At 38.8% G+C, this 19,026-nt stretch carries 18 protein-coding genes; 10 read left to right on the top strand and 8 right to left on the bottom strand.

The window, feature by feature from the left end:
- Positions 1 to 9 precede the first annotated feature (9 nt).
- Positions 10 to 855, bottom strand: a complete 846-nt coding sequence (locus Q0X77_RS06600; protein ID WP_297794865.1) for a UDP-2,3-diacylglucosamine diphosphatase — start codon at positions 853 to 855, stop codon at positions 10 to 12.
- 231 nt (positions 856 to 1,086) lie between these two features.
- Between Q0X77_RS06600 and aroC the strand changes: the two genes are divergently transcribed.
- Together aroC and Q0X77_RS06590 are read left to right on the top strand one after the other, a co-directional pair.
- On the top strand, positions 1,087 to 2,151 hold the full coding sequence (gene aroC, locus Q0X77_RS06595) for a chorismate synthase (RefSeq protein ID WP_297794863.1): 1,065 nt from the start codon (positions 1,087 to 1,089) through the stop codon (positions 2,149 to 2,151).
- Between the two features lie 60 nt (positions 2,152 to 2,211).
- Positions 2,212 to 3,537: a dicarboxylate/amino acid:cation symporter gene (locus Q0X77_RS06590; protein ID WP_297794859.1), complete on the top strand. Its 1,326-nt coding sequence runs from the start codon at positions 2,212 to 2,214 to the stop codon at positions 3,535 to 3,537.
- A 229-nt stretch (positions 3,538 to 3,766) separates the two neighbouring features.
- Here Q0X77_RS06590 and Q0X77_RS06585 read toward each other — a convergent pair whose 3' ends face one another.
- Positions 3,767 to 4,180, bottom strand: a complete 414-nt coding sequence (locus Q0X77_RS06585) for a thiol-disulfide oxidoreductase DCC family protein (protein ID WP_297794857.1) — start codon at positions 4,178 to 4,180, stop codon at positions 3,767 to 3,769.
- A gap of 106 nt (positions 4,181 to 4,286) precedes the next feature.
- A complete protein-coding gene (locus tag Q0X77_RS06580; protein WP_297794854.1) occupies positions 4,287 to 6,458 on the bottom strand; it encodes a DNA mismatch repair protein MutS in 2,172 nt (723 codons plus the stop codon).
- A gap of 206 nt (positions 6,459 to 6,664) precedes the next feature.
- Here Q0X77_RS06580 and Q0X77_RS06575 point away from each other — a divergent pair, with 206 nt between their 5' ends.
- Positions 6,665 to 7,726, top strand: coding sequence for a DUF6340 family protein (locus Q0X77_RS06575; RefSeq protein WP_297794851.1), 1,062 nt, complete (start codon positions 6,665 to 6,667; stop codon positions 7,724 to 7,726).
- 88 nt (positions 7,727 to 7,814) lie between these two features.
- Positions 7,815 to 8,480: a uracil-DNA glycosylase gene (gene ung / locus Q0X77_RS06570; RefSeq protein ID WP_297794848.1), complete on the top strand. Its 666-nt coding sequence runs from the start codon at positions 7,815 to 7,817 to the stop codon at positions 8,478 to 8,480.
- On the opposite strand, the gene Q0X77_RS06565 is transcribed toward ung, so the two are convergent.
- The 5 genes from Q0X77_RS06565 to Q0X77_RS06545 form a co-directional block, all read right to left on the bottom strand.
- Positions 8,467 to 9,318 (bottom strand): substrate-binding domain-containing protein, encoded by an 852-nt coding sequence (locus Q0X77_RS06565; protein WP_297794845.1) that lies wholly within the window; start codon positions 9,316 to 9,318, stop codon positions 8,467 to 8,469. The two genes, ung and Q0X77_RS06565, sit on opposite strands and share 14 nt — an antisense overlap.
- On the bottom strand, positions 9,315 to 10,187 hold the full coding sequence (locus tag Q0X77_RS06560) for a nucleoside phosphorylase (protein ID WP_297794842.1): 873 nt from the start codon (positions 10,185 to 10,187) through the stop codon (positions 9,315 to 9,317). Before Q0X77_RS06560 ends, Q0X77_RS06565 begins: the two co-directional genes overlap by 4 nt.
- Before the next feature lies 1 nt (position 10,188).
- Positions 10,189 to 11,121 carry a DUF1835 domain-containing protein gene (locus Q0X77_RS06555; protein WP_297794840.1) on the bottom strand — a complete coding sequence of 311 codons (933 nt, stop codon included), beginning with the start codon at positions 11,119 to 11,121 and terminating at the stop codon, positions 10,189 to 10,191.
- Positions 11,122 to 11,260: 139 nt separating this feature from the next.
- Positions 11,261 to 11,590 carry a translation initiation factor gene (locus Q0X77_RS06550; RefSeq protein ID WP_297794837.1) on the bottom strand — a complete coding sequence of 110 codons (330 nt, stop codon included), beginning with the start codon at positions 11,588 to 11,590 and terminating at the stop codon, positions 11,261 to 11,263.
- A 107-nt stretch (positions 11,591 to 11,697) separates the two neighbouring features.
- Positions 11,698 to 12,648 (bottom strand): 2-oxoglutarate and iron-dependent oxygenase domain-containing protein, encoded by a 951-nt coding sequence (locus Q0X77_RS06545; protein ID WP_297794834.1) that lies wholly within the window; start codon positions 12,646 to 12,648, stop codon positions 11,698 to 11,700.
- 128 nt (positions 12,649 to 12,776) lie between these two features.
- Between Q0X77_RS06545 and Q0X77_RS06540 the strand changes: the two genes are divergently transcribed.
- The 6 genes from Q0X77_RS06540 (at position 12,777) to Q0X77_RS06515 (ending at position 19,025) form a co-directional block, all read left to right on the top strand.
- The gene (locus tag Q0X77_RS06540) at positions 12,777 to 14,753 is read left to right on the top strand and encodes a dehydrogenase E1 component subunit alpha/beta (protein ID WP_297794831.1); all 1,977 of its coding nucleotides are present in this window, start codon (positions 12,777 to 12,779) and stop codon (positions 14,751 to 14,753) included.
- Positions 14,754 to 14,835: 82 nt separating this feature from the next.
- Positions 14,836 to 15,345, top strand: a complete 510-nt coding sequence (locus Q0X77_RS06535; RefSeq protein WP_297794828.1) for a lipocalin family protein — start codon at positions 14,836 to 14,838, stop codon at positions 15,343 to 15,345.
- A gap of 27 nt (positions 15,346 to 15,372) precedes the next feature.
- On the top strand, positions 15,373 to 16,047 hold the full coding sequence (locus Q0X77_RS06530; RefSeq protein ID WP_297794825.1) for an OmpA family protein: 675 nt from the start codon (positions 15,373 to 15,375) through the stop codon (positions 16,045 to 16,047).
- A gap of 83 nt (positions 16,048 to 16,130) precedes the next feature.
- Positions 16,131 to 17,252 carry an NAD(P)/FAD-dependent oxidoreductase gene (locus Q0X77_RS06525; RefSeq protein ID WP_297794822.1) on the top strand — a complete coding sequence of 374 codons (1,122 nt, stop codon included), beginning with the start codon at positions 16,131 to 16,133 and terminating at the stop codon, positions 17,250 to 17,252.
- Positions 17,249 to 17,977 (top strand): methyltransferase domain-containing protein, encoded by a 729-nt coding sequence (locus tag Q0X77_RS06520; RefSeq protein WP_297794819.1) that lies wholly within the window; start codon positions 17,249 to 17,251, stop codon positions 17,975 to 17,977. Before Q0X77_RS06525 ends, Q0X77_RS06520 begins: the two co-directional genes overlap by 4 nt.
- A complete protein-coding gene (locus tag Q0X77_RS06515) occupies positions 17,970 to 19,025 on the top strand; it encodes a type III polyketide synthase (protein WP_297794816.1) in 1,056 nt (351 codons plus the stop codon). Before Q0X77_RS06520 ends, Q0X77_RS06515 begins: the two co-directional genes overlap by 8 nt.
- Position 19,026 lies beyond the last annotated feature (1 nt).

Raw genomic sequence — 19,026 nt, 5'->3', positions numbered from 1 at the left:
CTCTTACTTTTACTTTGAATATCGTTTGCGCGATTTTTTTGATTCAAGAGTGTTGATCAGCTCATGCAAATCCAGTGATTTCAATTCTTCATCTGCAAAAAACGGTAAGAGTTTATCGTGGCAGTAATTATATATCTTCCATCTCTTAAAACTATATTCCAAGGCGGTAAGATTTTTAACCCAATCACCTGAATTCAGGTAGGTACAGCTGCCTTTTTGAGTTTGAACCATCTCTTTCCTCGATTTTTGGATATGCCCACAGACCACATAATCATAACCATTTGATATGGCTATCTCGGCAACCGTTTTTTCAAAATTTTTAATATGCTTCCCGGCATTTATTGAATTATTTTTAATTTCTTTCTCCAGGGAGTTTGTTTCTTTACCGAATTGTGCAAAGATGAAATTCACCAGGTTATTCAATTGGCCTGAGAGGCTATATCCAACGCGTCCCAGTTTTGCCATCCATTTCGCATATTTCAGGGAAAAATCAAGCATATCTCCATGAAAAAACCAGGTTTTTTTTCCGTCTAATTCCAGAACCAAATTGTCTTGGATACTAATATTTCTAATTGATGAATTCCTAAACTTTCGCAAGCCTCTGTCACGATCCCCTGTGATATATAGGACTTCAGTGCCCTTAGATGCCATGTTGATGAGTTTCTTAAGAATATTTAGGTGTGAGGCTGGAAAAAAATTTCTATTCAATTGTCCAATATCTACGATATCTCCGTTCAGAATCAGTTTTTTTGGTTTTATACTGCTTAAATAAGCCAGCAGTTCTTCTGCACGACATCTTGCAGTACCCAAATGCACATCTGAAATTACAACAATATCTATTTTTCTTTTTTTCAAGGTGAAATATTTAGTACCGGTACAAAATTAGTCTTACCATACGATTCAGGTTTTAAGTCTTGATCAATATTAGATAAGGTTAAGGTTAAATGTTGAGTGAAATTTCTGTCAATTGTTACCTAAATATTAAGCAAACCTCCATTTTGGTTTCCCGTTATTTAAAATCTATCTTTGACCTGGATATAATGAAAGATTATACTCCACGAAGAATACCAGAAAGACCTTTAACTTATGGCAGGCAATACGTTTGGAACACTTTTTAAGCTCACTACATTTGGTGAATCACACGGCAAAGCGATTGGCGGGGTTTTGGACGGATGTCCATCAGGAATTAATTTAGATCTGGAAGCCATACAGCATGAACTGGATAGAAGAAAACCCGGTCAGTCGGCTATAGTTACCCAACGCAAAGAGCCGGACGAAGTGGTTTTTTATTCAGGTATATTTGAAGGTAGGACCACCGGTACGCCCATTGGTTTTGCTATTTACAACACCAACCAAAAATCAAAAGACTATTCTCATATTAAGGATTCATATCGCCCTTCACATGCAGATTATGTATATGACAAAAAATATGGTTTTAGAGACTATAGGGGAGGAGGCAGGAGTTCTGCTCGTGAAACGGCCAGTCGAGTGGTTGCAGGAGCAATTGCTAAACAATTCTTAGATGGAATTAGTATTAATGCATATGTTTCTCAGGTTGGATCGCTTCGTTTGGAAAAGGCATATTCAGAACTTGATTTAAAACAGACGGAAAGCAATGCTGTACGATGTCCGGATCCGGAAACAGCGGCCAGGATGGAATCTTATATAAAAGAGGTACGTAAAGAAGGGGACACTATAGGCGGGATTATAAGTTGCGTTATTCAGAATGTCCCTGTGGGACTTGGAGAACCAGTTTTTGATAAGCTCCATGCCGAACTTGGGAAAGCCATGTTATCAATTAATGCGGTAAAGGGGTTTGAATATGGCAGTGGTTTTGAAGGTGTTAAAATGAAGGGAAGCGTTCATAATGACCAATTCAATACAGACGGAAGTACCAGTACCAATAATAGCGGTGGTGTTCAGGGAGGCATCAGCAATGGCATGGATATCTATTTTAATGTTGCTTTTAAACCCGTGGCGACGATTATACAACCCTATGAAACTATTGACAAGGAAGGAAATATGGTTAAAACAAAGGGTAAGGGCAGGCATGATCCATGTGTGGTGCCCAGGGCAGTGCCCATAGTTGAGGCTATGGCGGCATTAGTGCTGGCAGATTTTACGCTCTTAAACAGAACCATAAAATTATAAATTTGCTTTTTTAGGGGTTTTCCAATCAATATACTATCTTACCAACCTAAACAATATTAAATGAGGAAACTGGAGTTGCATTGGAAAATCCTGATCGGGATGGTCCTGGGGCTTATTTTTGGATTTGCAATGACCTATCTTGAGTGGGGGCGTGGTTTTGTTCAGGACTGGATCAATCCATTTGGCACCATTTTCGTTAAACTTCTTAAACTAATTGCAATTCCTCTTATTTTGGCATCCCTGGTTAAAGGGATTTCGGATTTGAAAGACATATCTAAATTTCGGAACATTGGCTTGCGCACTATAGCCATTTATATTTGTACTACTATTGTCGCGATTACTATAGGTCTTATCCTGGTGAATATAATGCAGCCTGGCGAAGGCATTTCAGAAGAAACAATTACTAAACTAACAGAGACCTACGCCTCCGACACCGGGGTAACTTCAAAAATTGAAGAAGCTTCGAGACAGAAAGAAGGCCCACCATTACAATTTCTGGAAGATATGGTCCCGGACAATGCTTTTGGTGCTTTAAGTGACAATAGCTTGATGCTGCAGGTGATATTTTTTACTATTTTTCTGGGGATCTCCATGTTGTTAATAGGCGAAAAGCGGGCCAGACCCCTGAAGAAATTTTTCGATTCTTTAAATGATGTGGTTCTGAAAATGGTAGATTTAATTATGCTTACGGCCCCGGTTGCAGTTTTTGCATTGTTAGCCAATGTTGTGGCTTCATCTGGTGATGCAGATTTGTTATATGCCTTATTAAAGTATGCGGGAGTAGTAGTTCTCGGACTATCTTTAATGATTGTATTTTATAGCATTGTAGTGGCAGTTTATACAAAAAAGAACCCTTTCTGGTTTCTTAAAGAGATAAGCCCAGCTCAGCTTTTGGCATTTTCTACCAGTTCCAGTGCAGCAACCTTACCGGTAACTATGGAAAGAGTTGAGGAGCATATTGGGGTAGACAAAGAAGTGTCTAGTTTTGTGCTACCTGTTGGAGCGACTATTAATATGGATGGTACAAGTTTATATCAGGGCGTTGCAGCAGTTTTTATAGCTCAGGCCCTGGGATTTGACTTAAATTTGGCGGGGCAACTAACCATAGTTCTTACGGCCTTATTGGCGTCTATTGGTTCCGCGGCTGTGCCGGGAGCAGGGATGGTGATGCTGGTTATTGTATTGGAGTCTATTGGTTTTCCATCAGATAAGTTGGCAATAGGCCTTGCTTTGATATTTGCGGTTGACAGACCATTGGATATGTGCCGGACTATAATAAATGTTACCGGAGATGCTACCGTTGCCATGGTAGTTGGTAAATCTGTTGGAAAATTAGGAAAGCCACGCATTGAAGATTGGGATGAATTTTATGACGAAGTAAAATAAATTTAAAAATTTCACCAATGAACATTTGTTTCCTAAAGGGTCTAAGGAAGGCAAAAAATAAGCTGTATAGGGCTGCTTTCGGGAAAAGTGTCACTGAATAGCGTCGGCGATATCAATTATTTGCAGAAGTTGGGCCTTGCACAACCCATAAGGCAAAAGAATTTGGCATATTCTGAAAAGCTATGCAAAAATGAATCTATTGATTTTATATTAAACAATCAAAAATAGACTAATCCAGAAATTTTGATTTTAATTCGGGAGTTGGGATCATGCATTCATTTTGTTTTCCAAACCACTTATACCTGTTTTTAGCTACTACATCATAAACCCAGTCTCTTATTGGCTCAGGAACCCACTTAAAAATGCCCAACAGTCGCCATCCGCCTCCAAAAGATTTTCCGATCTCCAAAGCTGCCGATGATTTGGTATAATAGGCTTTATTGGGATCTATCAGGATAATAGAATCTGTTTTGGAAGAATCAATCCCCCTTTCATAAAGTAGTGCGGCGGCGGCATCGCTTTGCAGGGCAGCAAATTGATACATATTCTTAGCATCGTGCTTAATTACAAATTGAATGGAGTTATTACACAGGTTACAAACACCATCGAATAAGATAATTTTTTTATCAGCTTCAAATATCATGCTGCAAAAATAGAGACTGGAAAGCAGAAAACGATAGGTTTTAATATGTCTTTAAGATATTCATCGTGTGTTGGCACCAAGTATTGAACCCTAAGTTGTATATGAACTATTTTTTGGCTTCCACCAATTCCAATTGATCTACACTTACGTTAGTGGTAAACATCCCATAGTTTACCACAGCTTTATTTTTTTCAATCTTGTCAATACTTCCTACTGCCCTTCCGTCAAATAAACGGACACGGTCTCCAACTTTTAAAACAGGTCTGGGTTTAGGCTTCTTATTTGATGTGATTTTTTTCTTTTCCACTTTCTTTTTCTCCCTAATAACCTTAACCTCTTTTTGAACTTCCTTAGCAGTAGCAACCTTTTTCTGGCGCTCAATTTTGGCTTGTGCAGCAGACTTTTTCTTGCGTTTACTATTTTCAGTTTCTACAATTCGCAAGAGTTCCGAAACCAGAACGCGTTTCTTATTATCCCGAAAATATCTTTCGGCAATGGTATTTATTTTATTTCCCAAATGAATCATCCGCTGATCGTGGTCATACAATTCCTGATAATTCTCCAGCTTCGATTTTATCTTGGCATTAAGCTTTTCGAGCCTACTTGCTTCATCCCTGGCTTTTGATTCCTCCTCCTGAAGTCTCGATCCTGTACGGGCCATTTTATTTCGCTCTTTTTGCATTTTAGCAATGGTGGCATCAAATCGTAATTTACCGCGTTCGACTTTTTTCTTTGCCTTATTAATTAAATTATAGGGGATACCATTTTTTTGGGCAACTTCAAAAGTAAAAGAACTGCCCGGTTGTCCAAGCTCCAGTTGAAATGTAGGTTCCAGGGTTTTTGAGTTGAATAGCATATTAGCATTTGTAGTATGGGGCAATTCATCCGCTAACGCCTTTAGATTGGCGTAATGGGTGGTAATTACGCCATATGATCCGCGTTCATAGAAAACTTCCAAAAAAGCTTCAGCCAACGCCCCGCCTAATTCAGGATCACTGCCTGTTCCAAACTCATCAATCAGAAACAGCGTATTTTTATTACACTTTTTCAGAAAACGATTCATATTCTTCAGCCTGTAACTATAGGTACTGAGATGATTTTCAATAGATTGATTATCACCTATATCCGTAAGGATATTTTTAAACAAACAAACAGAACTCCGTTCATGCACCGGAATCAGCAGACCACTTTGCAACATAATCTGCAATAAACCAATGGTTTTTAGGGTAATACTCTTTCCACCGGCATTTGGGCCCGAAATAACAATTATTCTCTTCTCTGGATGCAACTCTATGGTCTGCGGCCATGTCTTTTGTCCTATACCCTTATTAGTCATATAAAGTAAAGGATGAAAAGCATCACGTAAATAAAGTCGGCTTTCATTGTTTATTTCGGGTAATAACCCATTCATTTCGTCAGCATACCTGGCCTTCGCAGCCGTAATATCCATCTTTGTCAAAAACGTTTGATAGGTTTTTAACAGATCATCGTATGGCCTTATTAGATTGGTTAATTGATTAAGAATCCTTTGAATCTCTTCTTTTTCGTCAAATTCAAGGTTGTTTAATTCCCTGGAATACTTTAAAGAGGCTTCAGGTTCAATATATATAATGCTTCCAGTTTTAGAGGTTCCCATTACAGTACCTTTAACTTTGCGCCTGTACATAGCCTTTACGGCCAAAACCCGACGGTTTTCCACAACTGACTCGCGGATTTCATCTAAAAAGTCGGCGGATTGATAGTTGTTTAAGGCTGCAGCAAAACTCTGGTTGATTTTACCTTTTACCTGGTTAATTTGACGGCGTATAATTCTTAACGATTCCGAAGCATTGTCTCTGATCTCCCCAAAACGATCAATTACCAATTCAATATTGGATGCTATCTCCGAATTGGGTTCCAATTGTTCCGAACCGGCAAATAATAGGGGATAATACTCTTTGAACTTTTTAAAGAATTTTTTATGGGTATCCACCGTAACACATATTCTGCTAATCCGTTGGAACCCCCCAATTTCCAAAGTAGTATTTTCTATGGAAAGAAGCTGTAATTCACTGTTTATGGAATCGAATCCGTGATTAGGAATGCGATTATCATTACTATAAGAAGCCAGGTATTCAGAAGTTTGTCCCAATACAACCAATAATTCATCCTTGTCTGCTATTGGTTGAAGGGAACGAGTATTATTCTTTCCCAATTCGGTACTGCACCTTTCGGCAAGCTGTTTTAATACCAGGGGAAACTCTAAATCCTGTAAAGTCTTTTTGTCTATTTTTTGCATTACTTGGAATTGCAGGTGGCAAAGGTATGGAATAGGGCGGATTTTGAAAATTCTATATAACTATTGCTTATAATCGCTTTCTTGTTGTGTCCGGCTGTTCAGGTATTATAGATCCTGGGATTGTTGATTTTCCCATTTAGGGCAATAATCCTATATAAATGGCTGTTTAGTAAGTATAGAGAACGATTTTATTAAAACAAGTTTTCATGATAAAATTTTACTACAGGGTCTTATTACTTATCCCTATGGCAATAGCCGTAAGTTGCGTTACTACCAGGGATGTTGATATCCGGGCCATGGAGCCCGCGCCTGTCTCTCTTTCAGATAAGATTAAAAGAGTAGGAATCATAGGAGGTGAGATACATATAGAAGGGGGTAAAGAGGAAAACTCATTAAATCGGCTTATTTCCAGGGAAAATGAACAGATGATCCTAAAAGCCCGTGATGCTGCAATAGCCGGACTCTACTATGAACTTGCAAGTGACAAACGTTTTGATACCATTCTCCTTATGGAAGATGTTGGGCAAAATGTCGAGGATTTGCAAGATGATGGCAACTATCTTAACTGGAAGACCATTGAAGCATTATGCAGGGAATATGAGGTTGATGCAATTTTTTCGTTGGCATATTATAATGCAGACACCAAGGTCTCCCTAAAAAATACAAAAATGGAGCAGAATGATTTGTTGCGTGTTAAATACAAAGTTAACGGGCAGCAGATTACCCTGGAGACTTTAATTGAGAATGGGTGGAGAATCTATGACCCATCAAATAAACTTGTCCTGGATGAATTTTCTTTTAACAATCAAATTGTATCGACCGCAAAGGGACTTAATCCCTACGAAGCCCTCCAGGCAATAGAAGGACGTGTGGAAAGCATAATCGAACAAAGTAAAATAGCCGGCAGTTCCTACGGTTCCAGGTTGCAGCCAAACGAATATAGCATTACACGAGCATATTATGTTAAAGGTACTCCGGAATTTGAGAAGGCAGAAAGCTTTACCTTATCCGGAGATTGGGAGTCCGCAGCTAATCTATGGAGATCTGAATCGGAAAATCCCGATCCCAAAATAAGTAGCAAGGCTTGTTATAATCTCGCTATATTAAACGAACGTAATAATAGGCTTGTGGCAGCTGTTGATTGGGCCAATAAGGCCTATTCAAAACATTCTTCGAAAAAGAATTCGGCTTATATTAAAGCCCTGGAGTTTCGGATGAGCCAAAATGAAATACTCCAGGAGCAGAAAGTGAACATAAGTTCCAAATAGACTTCGTTTATAATAATAATCTGACATCCCATTTGGTAGAATAGCTAATATTGATTTAAATTTATCAATAATATCAGGCCTTAAGTTAATGAACGTATCTATACATTCAAGCTGGCGAAACCAGTTACAAACTGAGTTTGAGCAGCCTTATTTTACTTCTTTGGTTCAGTTTGTAAGGCATGAATATGCTTCGGGGGTTTGTTACCCTCCCGGGAACAAGATTTTTGCCGCATTTGACCACTCAAATTTTGACAAAACAAAAGTGGTTATTATCGGGCAGGATCCTTATCACGGAGCAAACCAGGCTAATGGTCTATGTTTTTCAGTAAAAACAGGTGTCGCGCATCCACCATCATTAATAAATATTTTCAAGGAAATTGAAAGAGATATTGGTAAACCCTATCCCGAAAGTGGTAATCTTGAACATTGGGCAGATCAAGGTGTTTTGTTATTAAATGCCACACTTACCGTAAGGGCGCAAAGTGCGGGCAGTCATCAAAATAAAGGCTGGGAAGTATTTACCGATGCAGTCATTAAAAGGCTTTCTATTACTAAAAAAGGGCTAGTATTTCTTTTATGGGGTGGTTTTGCCAAAAAGAAGGCCTCGCTAATTGATCATACCAAACACCATATTCTCACCTCCGGTCATCCTTCTCCTCTAAGTGCTAATAGGGGATATTGGTTTGGGAATAAGCATTTCAGCAAAACAAACGAATTACTGCTAAAAATGGGGAAAGAACCTATAAATTGGTAATTAGGTTATTTACTTCCAGTTTATGGTCTGTCAAATCTAACTTTAACAGCTGATCCTGGACAATTTCAATTGTTTGCACATCAATCTGCGTCTGACTCCACTGTGTCATGCTCAGCCATTCGCGTATATCTTCCAGTTGTTGCCCGTAATTATTTGCCAGGGTTCTGTCAATGCTGGGGATACGTTTAAATTCAGAAGTGTAGCGATTAATAGTCTCTAAAATATGCCGAAGACATCCTTTATTCTCCTTTATAAATGAATCTGTGGCTGCAATAACAAAGCATGGCCATGGAGTAGGGCAATCTGCCAGTCTTCTAAAGATCCCTTTGTCAACTATAGGTTTTGTTGTGAAGTGTTCCCACATAAAATAGTCTGCCGACCCTTCCGTCAGAGCTTCAATTGCCCCATTAAGGGTATTCACCACATGGAAGTCCAGCGAAGTAGTGTCCCAACCAAGATTTTGCGCATTTACAAAGGACATAAGGTGGCTGCCACTGCCAAATCTTGAGATTGCGACCGTCTTATTTTTAAGATCATCCAGAATTTGGTAATCGCTTTTGGCGGCAACATGTATTCCCCACTGAAGTGGAGATGCTATAAATTCCTGAACAATTTTTGAAGGATTGCCTTCGATGATGCTTTTAACAATTCCTTCTGTTAGGATTATGGCTAAATCTGCTTCTCCATTTTTCAGCATAGAACTCATTCTCCCGGTACCTTCCGGGACATCTTCCCAAATCAACTCAATCCCTCTTGATTTAAAAGCCCCTTCATTGATGGCCATTAGCCATGGAAAATTAAAATGTTCGGGGACCCCTACGATTTTTACGGCTTTCAATGGGCAGTAAGTTTTTCAAGTGTGTATTTAATAAGGGCATCAATGGTTTTGACCGGGTTTGTTGAAAATTCCCCTGTACTTCTGTTTGCCAAAATACAATTCATTGAAGCAGCTCTATGGCCCATAAGTTTAGCCAGGCCAAAAATAGCAGAAGTTTCCATTTCCAAATTGGTGATTTTCTTGCCGTTGTACTCAAATGCGCTTAATTTCCGGTTGAGTTCATCATCCTCTAGTAACAAGCGTAGTCGGCGCCCCTGCGGGCCATAGAATCCCGTGTTAGTTCCAGTAAATCCCATTATAACCCTGTCTGACCGAAGTTTCTCCGTTAGCTGCAAATCTGAATCTACAACATATGGGATAGATTTAAAGACAGACCACCCTGTCTGATCTATAAAAGCAAGTTGCATTTCCGGATGCTGAATATGTTCACTTTGGTAGAAATGAAGAACATTGTCAAAACCAATGGCATATTCACTTAATAAAAATGAATCTGTACTAATATCAGGTTGAATGCCGCCGGAGGTTCCTACTCTAATGATGTCCAGGCGTGTTTTGTTTTCCTTTATTTTCCTTGTTTTAAAGTCAATATTAACCAGGGCATCCAGCTCATTCATTACAATATCAATATTATCTGTTCCGATGCCGGTAGATACTACAGAAATTCGTATCCCATTAAGTGTCCCGGTATGGGTGATAAATTCTCGTTTACCTTTTTCGATTTCAATGGTATCAAAATATTTGGAAACTAAAGGAACTCTGTTTTGATCGCCGACAACAATAACTGTTTCGGCGAGGTCTTCAGGGTGTAGATTTAAGTGGTAAATGCTTTTATCGGCATTGAGAATGAGTTCGGATGCACTCAGTTGCATACTACAGTTTTAAAATTCTGTCGGACTCAGTATTGTATAAAAAATTATATTTTAATGCACCTCCAAGGTAGTCTTCATTATCCCTTATTTGAGAATAATAATTGGTTTGTCCATCCAAAATTGCTTTTCCTTTAGCGGTTAACCGTACAGGATTGAAAGAAGAAAAAAGTGGTTTTAAGTTCGCTATTACGCGTTCGTATTGCGTATCACCAAACCCATAGTAACCTTGATTTTGAATCAGTTTACTTAATAAAGCTTTTTTGGATTTTGGTTTCTGCTGCAGGGATATTTCCAAAATACGGTTCTCCGGTTCGTTAAGACCATTTTTGATGGTAGGAAATCTCTTTAAGTGGGTTTTGATAGCATCAGAGAGATAAGCAAACTGATAATTCTCAAAATCTATTAAATTTTCTAACCTTATGGGATTATCACTGCAATACAGTTGCCAGACATAGTCTGCATATTCGATATCGTTCTGGGAAAGCTTAATTTTATTCTTGTAGGAATTTAAAAGTTGGTCATCAGTTAATTCACTAAGGCCGTATAAATGACTTGTTTGATCTTCATCGCCTGTGCATACCAAATAAATTTCGGCATATCGCCTGTGCTTTTTTAGCCAACTCAATACGGCCAGCATATTGATCTGACAAAAGAGGTCATACTCAAACCAAAGCACGATTTGATCCTGTTGTTTATGGTTACAGAGGGAACGATATTCCTTTAAGGTCTTCTCAACAAACCAGGACTTGCTTACTTTATAATTTTTGTGAAGAAAATCAAAACGGGTTTTCCAAAACGATTCACTGCCTACATTAGTCTCCGTTTTTCCCTCGCAAAGCATTTCGCGCCAGGTGATTATGTCGCCCTTAAGCTTTAGTGTTTTTAACTTTTGGGTGAAACTATCCCCGTTGGTAATGTGCAATTGGGAACTCATTTTGAATAGGTTGTTTAAGTTATAACGTCTAAAAATAACACTTAATCGAAAAAAACAAAAACAAATTAACAGAAAAACTTAAGGAATTCTAATCTAAAAATTATATTCCAGCGGTTTTTCGAATACAATTATCAATTTGTCAGCCGCCAACTCGCTTAGTCTTAAATCCCATCTCCTGTAAAAGGGCCATAATTTTATCTCTGTAATCGCCCTGTATGATTATAGAACCATTTTTAAAAGTACCTCCGACACTCAATTTTTTCTTTAAGTGCTTCGCTAATTTTTTAAAATCCTTTTCATCTCCGTTGTAGCCTTCCAAAATTGTAATAGGCTTGCCTTTACGTTTTTCATATTTGCAAATTATGGGCTCTTTTTGAAGCAGTACTTCAAATTTAGTCTCCGGTGTATGTTCCTCTTCAGAAGAAATATGTTCCGGGAAAAGGTTTTTTAGCTGATCTTTTAAATCCATTGCCTAGATAATATCATTTTTAAATAAGTGACTACTAATTATGTTTATATAATTAATATAAATTATTGAATTATAAATAGATATAACAATTTATTTAAAGTATAAAATTACTTTTTAATTAACCCTAACTCAATGAGTCTTTCGTTTAAAAATTCACCTGCTGTGATATCTTCAAATTGCTTAGGGTGTTCCTTATCGATACAATTCTCAAGGCAATTAAGCGGCATGCTACTAACCGGATGCATAAAAAACGGAATTGAATATCTCGAAGTACCCCATAGTTCCCTGGGCGGATTAACAACTCTATGTACCGTAGATTTAAGTTGTTCATTAGACAATCGTGAAAGCATATCACCTACATTGATCATTAACTGATCTGGAGTGGCTATGGCATCAATCCATTCACCTTTGTGATTTTTCACTTGCAGACCTTTGCCATGAGCACCCATTAAGAGGGTGATAAGGTTAATGTCTCCATGAGCGGCCGCCCTAACCGCATTTTTGGGTTCATTGACAATAGGGGGATAATGAATGGGCCTCAGGATAGAATTGCCATTTTTAATAAAAGCGTCAAAATAATTTTCATCCAGATCCAGATGAAGCGCCAGGGCTCGCAAGACATATTTCGCTGTCTTTTCCAACATCTTATAAGTCTCTTCGCCAACAGAGTTGAATTCAGGAAGTTCTTTCACATTTACATTGTCCGGATATTCGCGTTCCAGGACAGGATCATCTTCAACATATTGCCCAAAGTGCCAGAATTCTTTCAGATCTCCCTCTTTTCTACCTTTGGCGTGTTCTTTACCAAATGAAGTATACCCTCTCTGACCGCCAATACCTTCTATTTCATAAGTGTCCTTAATTTCCTGGGGCAAGTTGAAAAACTTTTTAACTTCTCTATAAAGTTCCTTTACCAAATCATCGGATAAGAAATGACCACTTAGAGCTACAAAGCCAATATTTTCAAAGGCATTACCTATTTCTCTAATGAATTTTTCTTTTCGCTCTGGCTCACCACTTATATAATCTTTGAGATCAACGCTGGGAATACTAGTCATCTTATTGCTTTTTTAGTCATTCCAAAGTTAAGAAATATTAGAAGCAAATATGCATGGTAATCTACTGTTTTATTGAGGGCAATTTTGTTACATTTATACCCGAAATAGCACAGATTTTAAGTTGATATATGCAATATTTAAGTAAGGGTATTAGCAAAGAAAAGCTCCTGGAGTTGTATCGCGCCATGTTAAAACCAAGGATGATAGAAGAGAAGATGTTAATTCTCTTGCGACAGGGAAAGATATCAAAATGGTTTAGCGGTATTGGTCAGGAAGCTATAGCAGCAGGTGTGACCAGTGCTCTTAATAAGGAAGAATACATTCTTCCAATGCACAGGAATCTAGGGGTCTTTACTACACGTGAAATACCTTTATTCAGGTTATTTGCGCAATGGCAGGGTAAAGCGAGTGGATTTACAAATGGACGGGATCGAAGTTTTCACTTTGGAACGCAGGAATATAAGATTGTGGGGATGATCTCCCATCTGGGACCTCAACTGGGAGTAGCAGATGGTATTGCTTTGGCTGATCTTTTAAAAAAGAGAAATAAAGTGACAGCAGTTTTCACAGGTGAAGGAGCCACAAGCGAAGGAGACTTTCATGAGGCTTTAAATGTGGCGGCTGTTTGGGATTTACCGGTACTATTTTGTGTTGAAAACAATGGTTATGGCCTTTCAACTCCAATCTCAGAACAATTTAGGTGTGAACATATTGCCGATAAAGGCAAGGGTTATGGAATGGAAGCCCATATCATAAATGGTAATAATATTCTTGAAGTCTATAGCAAAGTCAATGAGCTGTGTGAAAGCATGCGGAAAAAGCCAAGACCTGTTTTATTAGAGTTTAAAACGTTTAGAATGCGCGGGCATGAAGAAGCCAGCGGCACCAAATATGTCCCTAAGAAACTCTTAGAAGAATGGGCAGCCATGGATCCTCTGGAAAATTATGTAGAATATCTTCATGCTCAGGGGGTGCTATCTGAGGAGCTGGAAGTTGATTATAAAAAGCAGATTATTCACGAAATAGATGATAATCTGAAGTTGGCTTTTGCAGAAGAACAGGTTCAGATAAATGAAAGTAAAGAATTAAAAGACGTCTATAAAGAGTTTAATTATCAAGATATTAAACCAAATAACGAATGGCATAATATTAGGCTGGTTGATGCAATCTCTGAAGGTTTAAAGCAATCTATGGAAAAGCATGAAGATTTGGTGATATTAGGGCAGGACATCGCTGAATATGGTGGTGTTTTTAAAATTACTGAGGGATTTGTAGAGGCTTTTGGTGCAGATCGGGTAAGAAATACCCCTATTTGCGAATCGGCAATAGTTTCAGCGGCTATGGGCCTGTCTATAAACGGGATGAAGTGTGTTATGGAAATGCAATTTGCTGATTTTGTAAGCTCCGGATTCAATCCAATTGTCAATTATCTTGCTAAAGTCCATTATCGCTGGAATGAAAATGCCGATGTGGTAATTCGTATGCCCTGCGGTGGCGGGGTAGGTGCCGGTCCATTTCATAGTCAGACGAATGAGGCCTGGTTTACAAAAACGCCGGGACTCAAAGTGGTCTATCCCGCTTTCCCGTATGACGCAAAGGGTTTGCTTGCCACAGCAATAAATGATCCGAATCCGGTAATGTTTTTTGAGCATAAAGCATTATATCGCAGTATATATCAGGAGGTTCCTACATCATATTATACGCTCCCGTTTGGAAAAGCTGCTGTGCTTAAGGAGGGCGATGATGTATCTATTATCACTTTTGGAGCAGGGGTTCACTGGGCTCTTGAATGCCTGGAGCAAAACCCAGAAATTCAGGCCGACTTACTGGATTTACGAACTCTCCAGCCCCTGGATACAGATGCAATATTTCAATCCGTGAAGAAAACAGGAAAACTAATTATCCTGCAGGAAGATAGTTTATTTGGTGGAGTTGGGAGCGATATATCTGCCCTTGTTGTGGAGGAGTGTTTTGAGTATTTGGATGCTCCTATCAAACGGGTTGCCAGTATAGAAACCCCGGTGCCTTTTGCGAAATCATTGGAAAATAATTACCTGCCAAAAGAACGGTTTTTTACGGCCCTGACTGAGTTGTTGGCGTATTAAAATTATTTTTCTAAATAGTTCATAGTAAATAAACCATTTTTATATTTTAGTAACCAAGCAAATAATTGATAAATAAAATATTATGAAAAATACATTCTATTTGTTACTGACCCTGCTCATAGTCTCTTGCTCAGCAACGACAACAGCAACTTCTCAGTCAACTAAAATGAAGAAAAAGACACTTAAAGGTACCTGGTCCCTTACAGATATCAGGTTTATCGGTGAAGAGGGCCTCTATAAAGCAGATTTATTTGGCATTGCAGATTCTCCCTGCTTTAAAGGAGGAGAGTGGATGTTTATTCCAAATAATGGAACAGGCAGGTTCTCTATTAATGGTTCCGATAGATGCCAGGAAGGAACACATCGTATTCTATGGTCGTTCTATGAGCCCGGTGATGGTACTACCCGACTTCAATTTAAATTAGTGGATACGAAAAACAAACCGCTTAGTGGCGATAAAAGCGGCTACCGTATGATCATTAAGAGCTTAACAGAATCAAAGACTGTTTTTATGGTTGAAGTAGATTATAAAGGGAAACCTTTTGATGTAGAGCTGACCTTAGACAAAGTGTCTAAAGATGTAACACTTTAGAAAATAATTTAATTAAATAGTATTGACATGACAAGAAAATTAACAAGTATCCTTATTGTAGCCATGATGTTTGTTTCCTTAAACACGGGCTGTAATGCCATAAAAAACTCTAATAAAACTCAAAGAGGCGCTGCTATTGGAGGTGGTGGAGGTGCACTTATTGGAGGTCTTATCGCCGGGAATATAGGAGGTGCATTAATTGGTGCTGCAATAGGAGGTGTGGCAGGCGGCTTAATTGGTAATAAGATGGATAAGCAAGCCCAGAAAATTGAAACGGAAATTCCCGGAGCTGATGTAAAACGGGTAGGTGAAGGCATTCATATAATTTTTGACGATAAGAGCGGGGTGAACTTTGCGTTTGACAGTTCTGACTTAACGCCAGAAGCCAAATCCAATCTCGACAAGGTTGCAGAAATATTTAATGAATTTCCGGACACCAATTTAATGATCCAGGGCTATACAGATAGCGTAGGTAATGATGACTATAATTTAAAGTTGTCTAAAAGGCGGGCCGATGTTGTTGCTAAATATATTGCCGATGCAGGCGTGGCAACAAGCAGAATGACTGTAGAAGGTTTTGGCGAAGCTGCTCCAAGGTTTGACAATGACACTAAAGAAGGACAGGCAGGGAACAGAAGAGTTGAAATTGGCGTATCTGCTAATAAGCAAATGATAGATGATGCCAAGGCTCAGGCTAATTGATAGGTTGATAAGATAACAATTCTGATTTTTTGAACCCGACATACCTGTAGGGCTTTTTATTTAAAAACTCCTATCTTCCAAATGTGGATAACTACGATGTTATTATTATAGGCGGTGGTTTGGCCGGACTGACTTGTGCCGTGCATTTAGCAAATGCGGGATATAATGTTTTACTACTTGAACGAAATACATATCCGCACCACAAAGTTTGTGGTGAATATGTCTCCAATGAGATTCTGCCATATCTGGAACAACTGAAGCTTAGCTTACCTGATACAGTTTCCATTGATACACTGCAATTATCAACCCGAAATGGCGAGTTACTTCAGACAAAATTACCTCTGGGGGGATTTGGAATAAGCAGGTTTGCTTTTGATCATACGCTATACCAAAAAGCTATAGCGGTGGGGGCCATTGTCCATTTTGAAACCGTAAACAATATTGTATTTTTAGAAGATAGGTTTGTAGTACGAACTGAAAAAGAAAAAGAGTATTCTGCAAAAATAGTTATTGGGGCTTATGGAAAAAGATCGGGATTGGACAAACAGTTAAATCGAGGTTTTATTAGTAAACCATCACCATGGCTGGGAGTTAAGGCGCATTATCTTATGCCTGATTTTCCTGATAACCTTGTTGCCTTGCATAATTTTGAAGGTGGCTATGGAGGCTTGTCCAAAACAGAATCAGGAGCAGTAAATTTTTGTTATCTGGCATCGTACAAAAGCTTCCGGACCCAAAAGAATATTGAAAAATTTAATTCAAATGTGGTATCCGGGAATAAACATCTTAATTATTTTCTAAAAAATGCCAGGCCACTTTTTGACGAGCCTATAAGCATAGCTCAGGTGTCTTTTGGACAAAAAGATATCGTTGAGGATCATATTTTAATGTGTGGCGATACTGCAGGCTTAATTCACCCGCTATGCGGCAATGGGATGGCCATGGCAATTCATAGTGCTAAAATCGCCTCTGAAAGAGTTGACACTTATTTTAAAAACAAAGACTATGGCCGTATGGAAATGGAAAAGGATTACACAAAGGCATGGAAACAAGCCTTTAAGCGACGAATGCAGACTGGCCGCATATTACAATATATTTTATTGCAGCCTGCTACCTCCAACTTTTTAATGCAAACGGTCTCTAAGTCCCCGGGGCTTATCAGATCGCTTATTAAAAGAACCCATGGTAAACCTATTTCAATATGACTTCTTTCCGATATAGAAATACGGATTCAGAAATGATGGACAATCCTGATGTTTCTATGCAGACCCTCCGAATGGTATTTGAGGACATTAATACCAGTAACCGTCTTTTAGGGGGTAGTTCAATTACTGTGGGCAAGGTACGTGAGTTGGTAAGGGAATGCCCAAAACAGCAATATACAATAGTGGATATGGGCTGTGGCGATGGGGATACGATGCGCGTATTGGCTAAATATTTTAGAAAAGCCAATATTGCCGTGGAGCTAATTGGGCTCGATTTAAGCGATAAAGCCATCGCTATAGGGAGAGAACTATCTGTAAATTTTCCTGAGATCTCGTTCATAAAACAGGATGTTTTAACTTTAAACCCATTGGATTTTAAATGCCACATCCTGCTCTGTACACTCACTATGCATCATTTCAGCAATGAACAAATACCAGTATTCCTGTCAAAATTCATCAAATTAGCCACAATTGGGGTGGTTGTCAATGATTTACAAAGAAGCGCGCTAGCATATTATCTTTTTAAAGGGTTTAGTGCTATTTTTATAAAAACAAAAATTGCGAAACACGATGGTCTCATCTCTATTAAAAGTGGATTTACAAAAAAAGACTTAATTGCTTTTTCAAAAAATTTACATCAGGTAAGGCATACCATTAATTGGAAATTTGCCTTCAGATATGTATGGGTGATAAGGACTTCTCGACTAAACCAATCGAATGAATAATGTACGCATAAAAAAAGTGGCCAAAGTACTGCCACCATACTCCAGAAAAACAAAGGATATATTGCCTTTTGTGGAGCTATGGCTTAGTGGTCAGGAGGATAGGTTTAGAAGAAAGGTGATAAAAATATTTGAGGGAGCCGCCGTGGAGAAAAGATATGGGATAATGGATATTGAAGAGGTGTTCACGGCGACAAGTTTGGAGGCTAAAAACGACATCTATGTAAGGGAGGTAAAAAAGTTGGGAACAGCTGTGCTTCAAAAAGCACTGAGTGAAAGCAACTGGCTGCCTGATTCTCTTGACTATATAATTACCGTGAGTTGTACAGGTATTATGATCCCTTCACTCGATGCTTATATCATTAATGATCTTAACTTAAGACAGGATATTGTAAGGTTACCGGTTACTGAAATGGGTTGTGCCGCGGGTGTCTCCGGACTGATATATGCTGCTAACTTTTTAAGAGCAAATCCGGGAAAACGAGCTGCTGTAATAGCTGTGGAAAGTCCCACTGCAACATTTCAACTAACTGATTTCTCTATGGCCAATATGGTTAGTGCCGCCATATTTGGAGATGGTGCCGCCTGCGTACTGCTGACTTCGGAAGAGGAGGCAGAAGGACCTTCAATTGTTGGTGAAGAGATGTATCACTTTACCAACGCCACGCATCTGATGGGGTTTGATCTTAAAAACACAGGTCTGCAAATGATATTGGACCCATCGGTTCCTGAAACGATAGCAGAACATTTCCCTAAAATTGTACATCCATTTTTAGAAAAGTACGGAACTTCCATTGAACATGTTGACCATTTAATTTTTCACCCGGGCGGAAAAAAGATTGTCCAAACGGTGGAAGAGTTGTTCGGTGAGTTAGGTAAGAATATTGATGATACACGCGAAACACTTCGGCTTTACGGTAATATGAGTAGTGCAACGGTCCTGTATGTACTGGAACGATTTCTGTCAAAAGAGATTAGCAAAGGAGAACAAGGGATGATCCTTAGTTTTGGGCCGGGATTTTCCGCACAACGGGTATTGCTGAAGTGGTAAA

The organism is uncultured Eudoraea sp. (assembly GCF_947258925.1).
Classification (GTDB): domain Bacteria; phylum Bacteroidota; class Bacteroidia; order Flavobacteriales; family Flavobacteriaceae; genus Eudoraea.
This window is presented reverse-complemented; position numbering and strand designations above follow the sequence as displayed.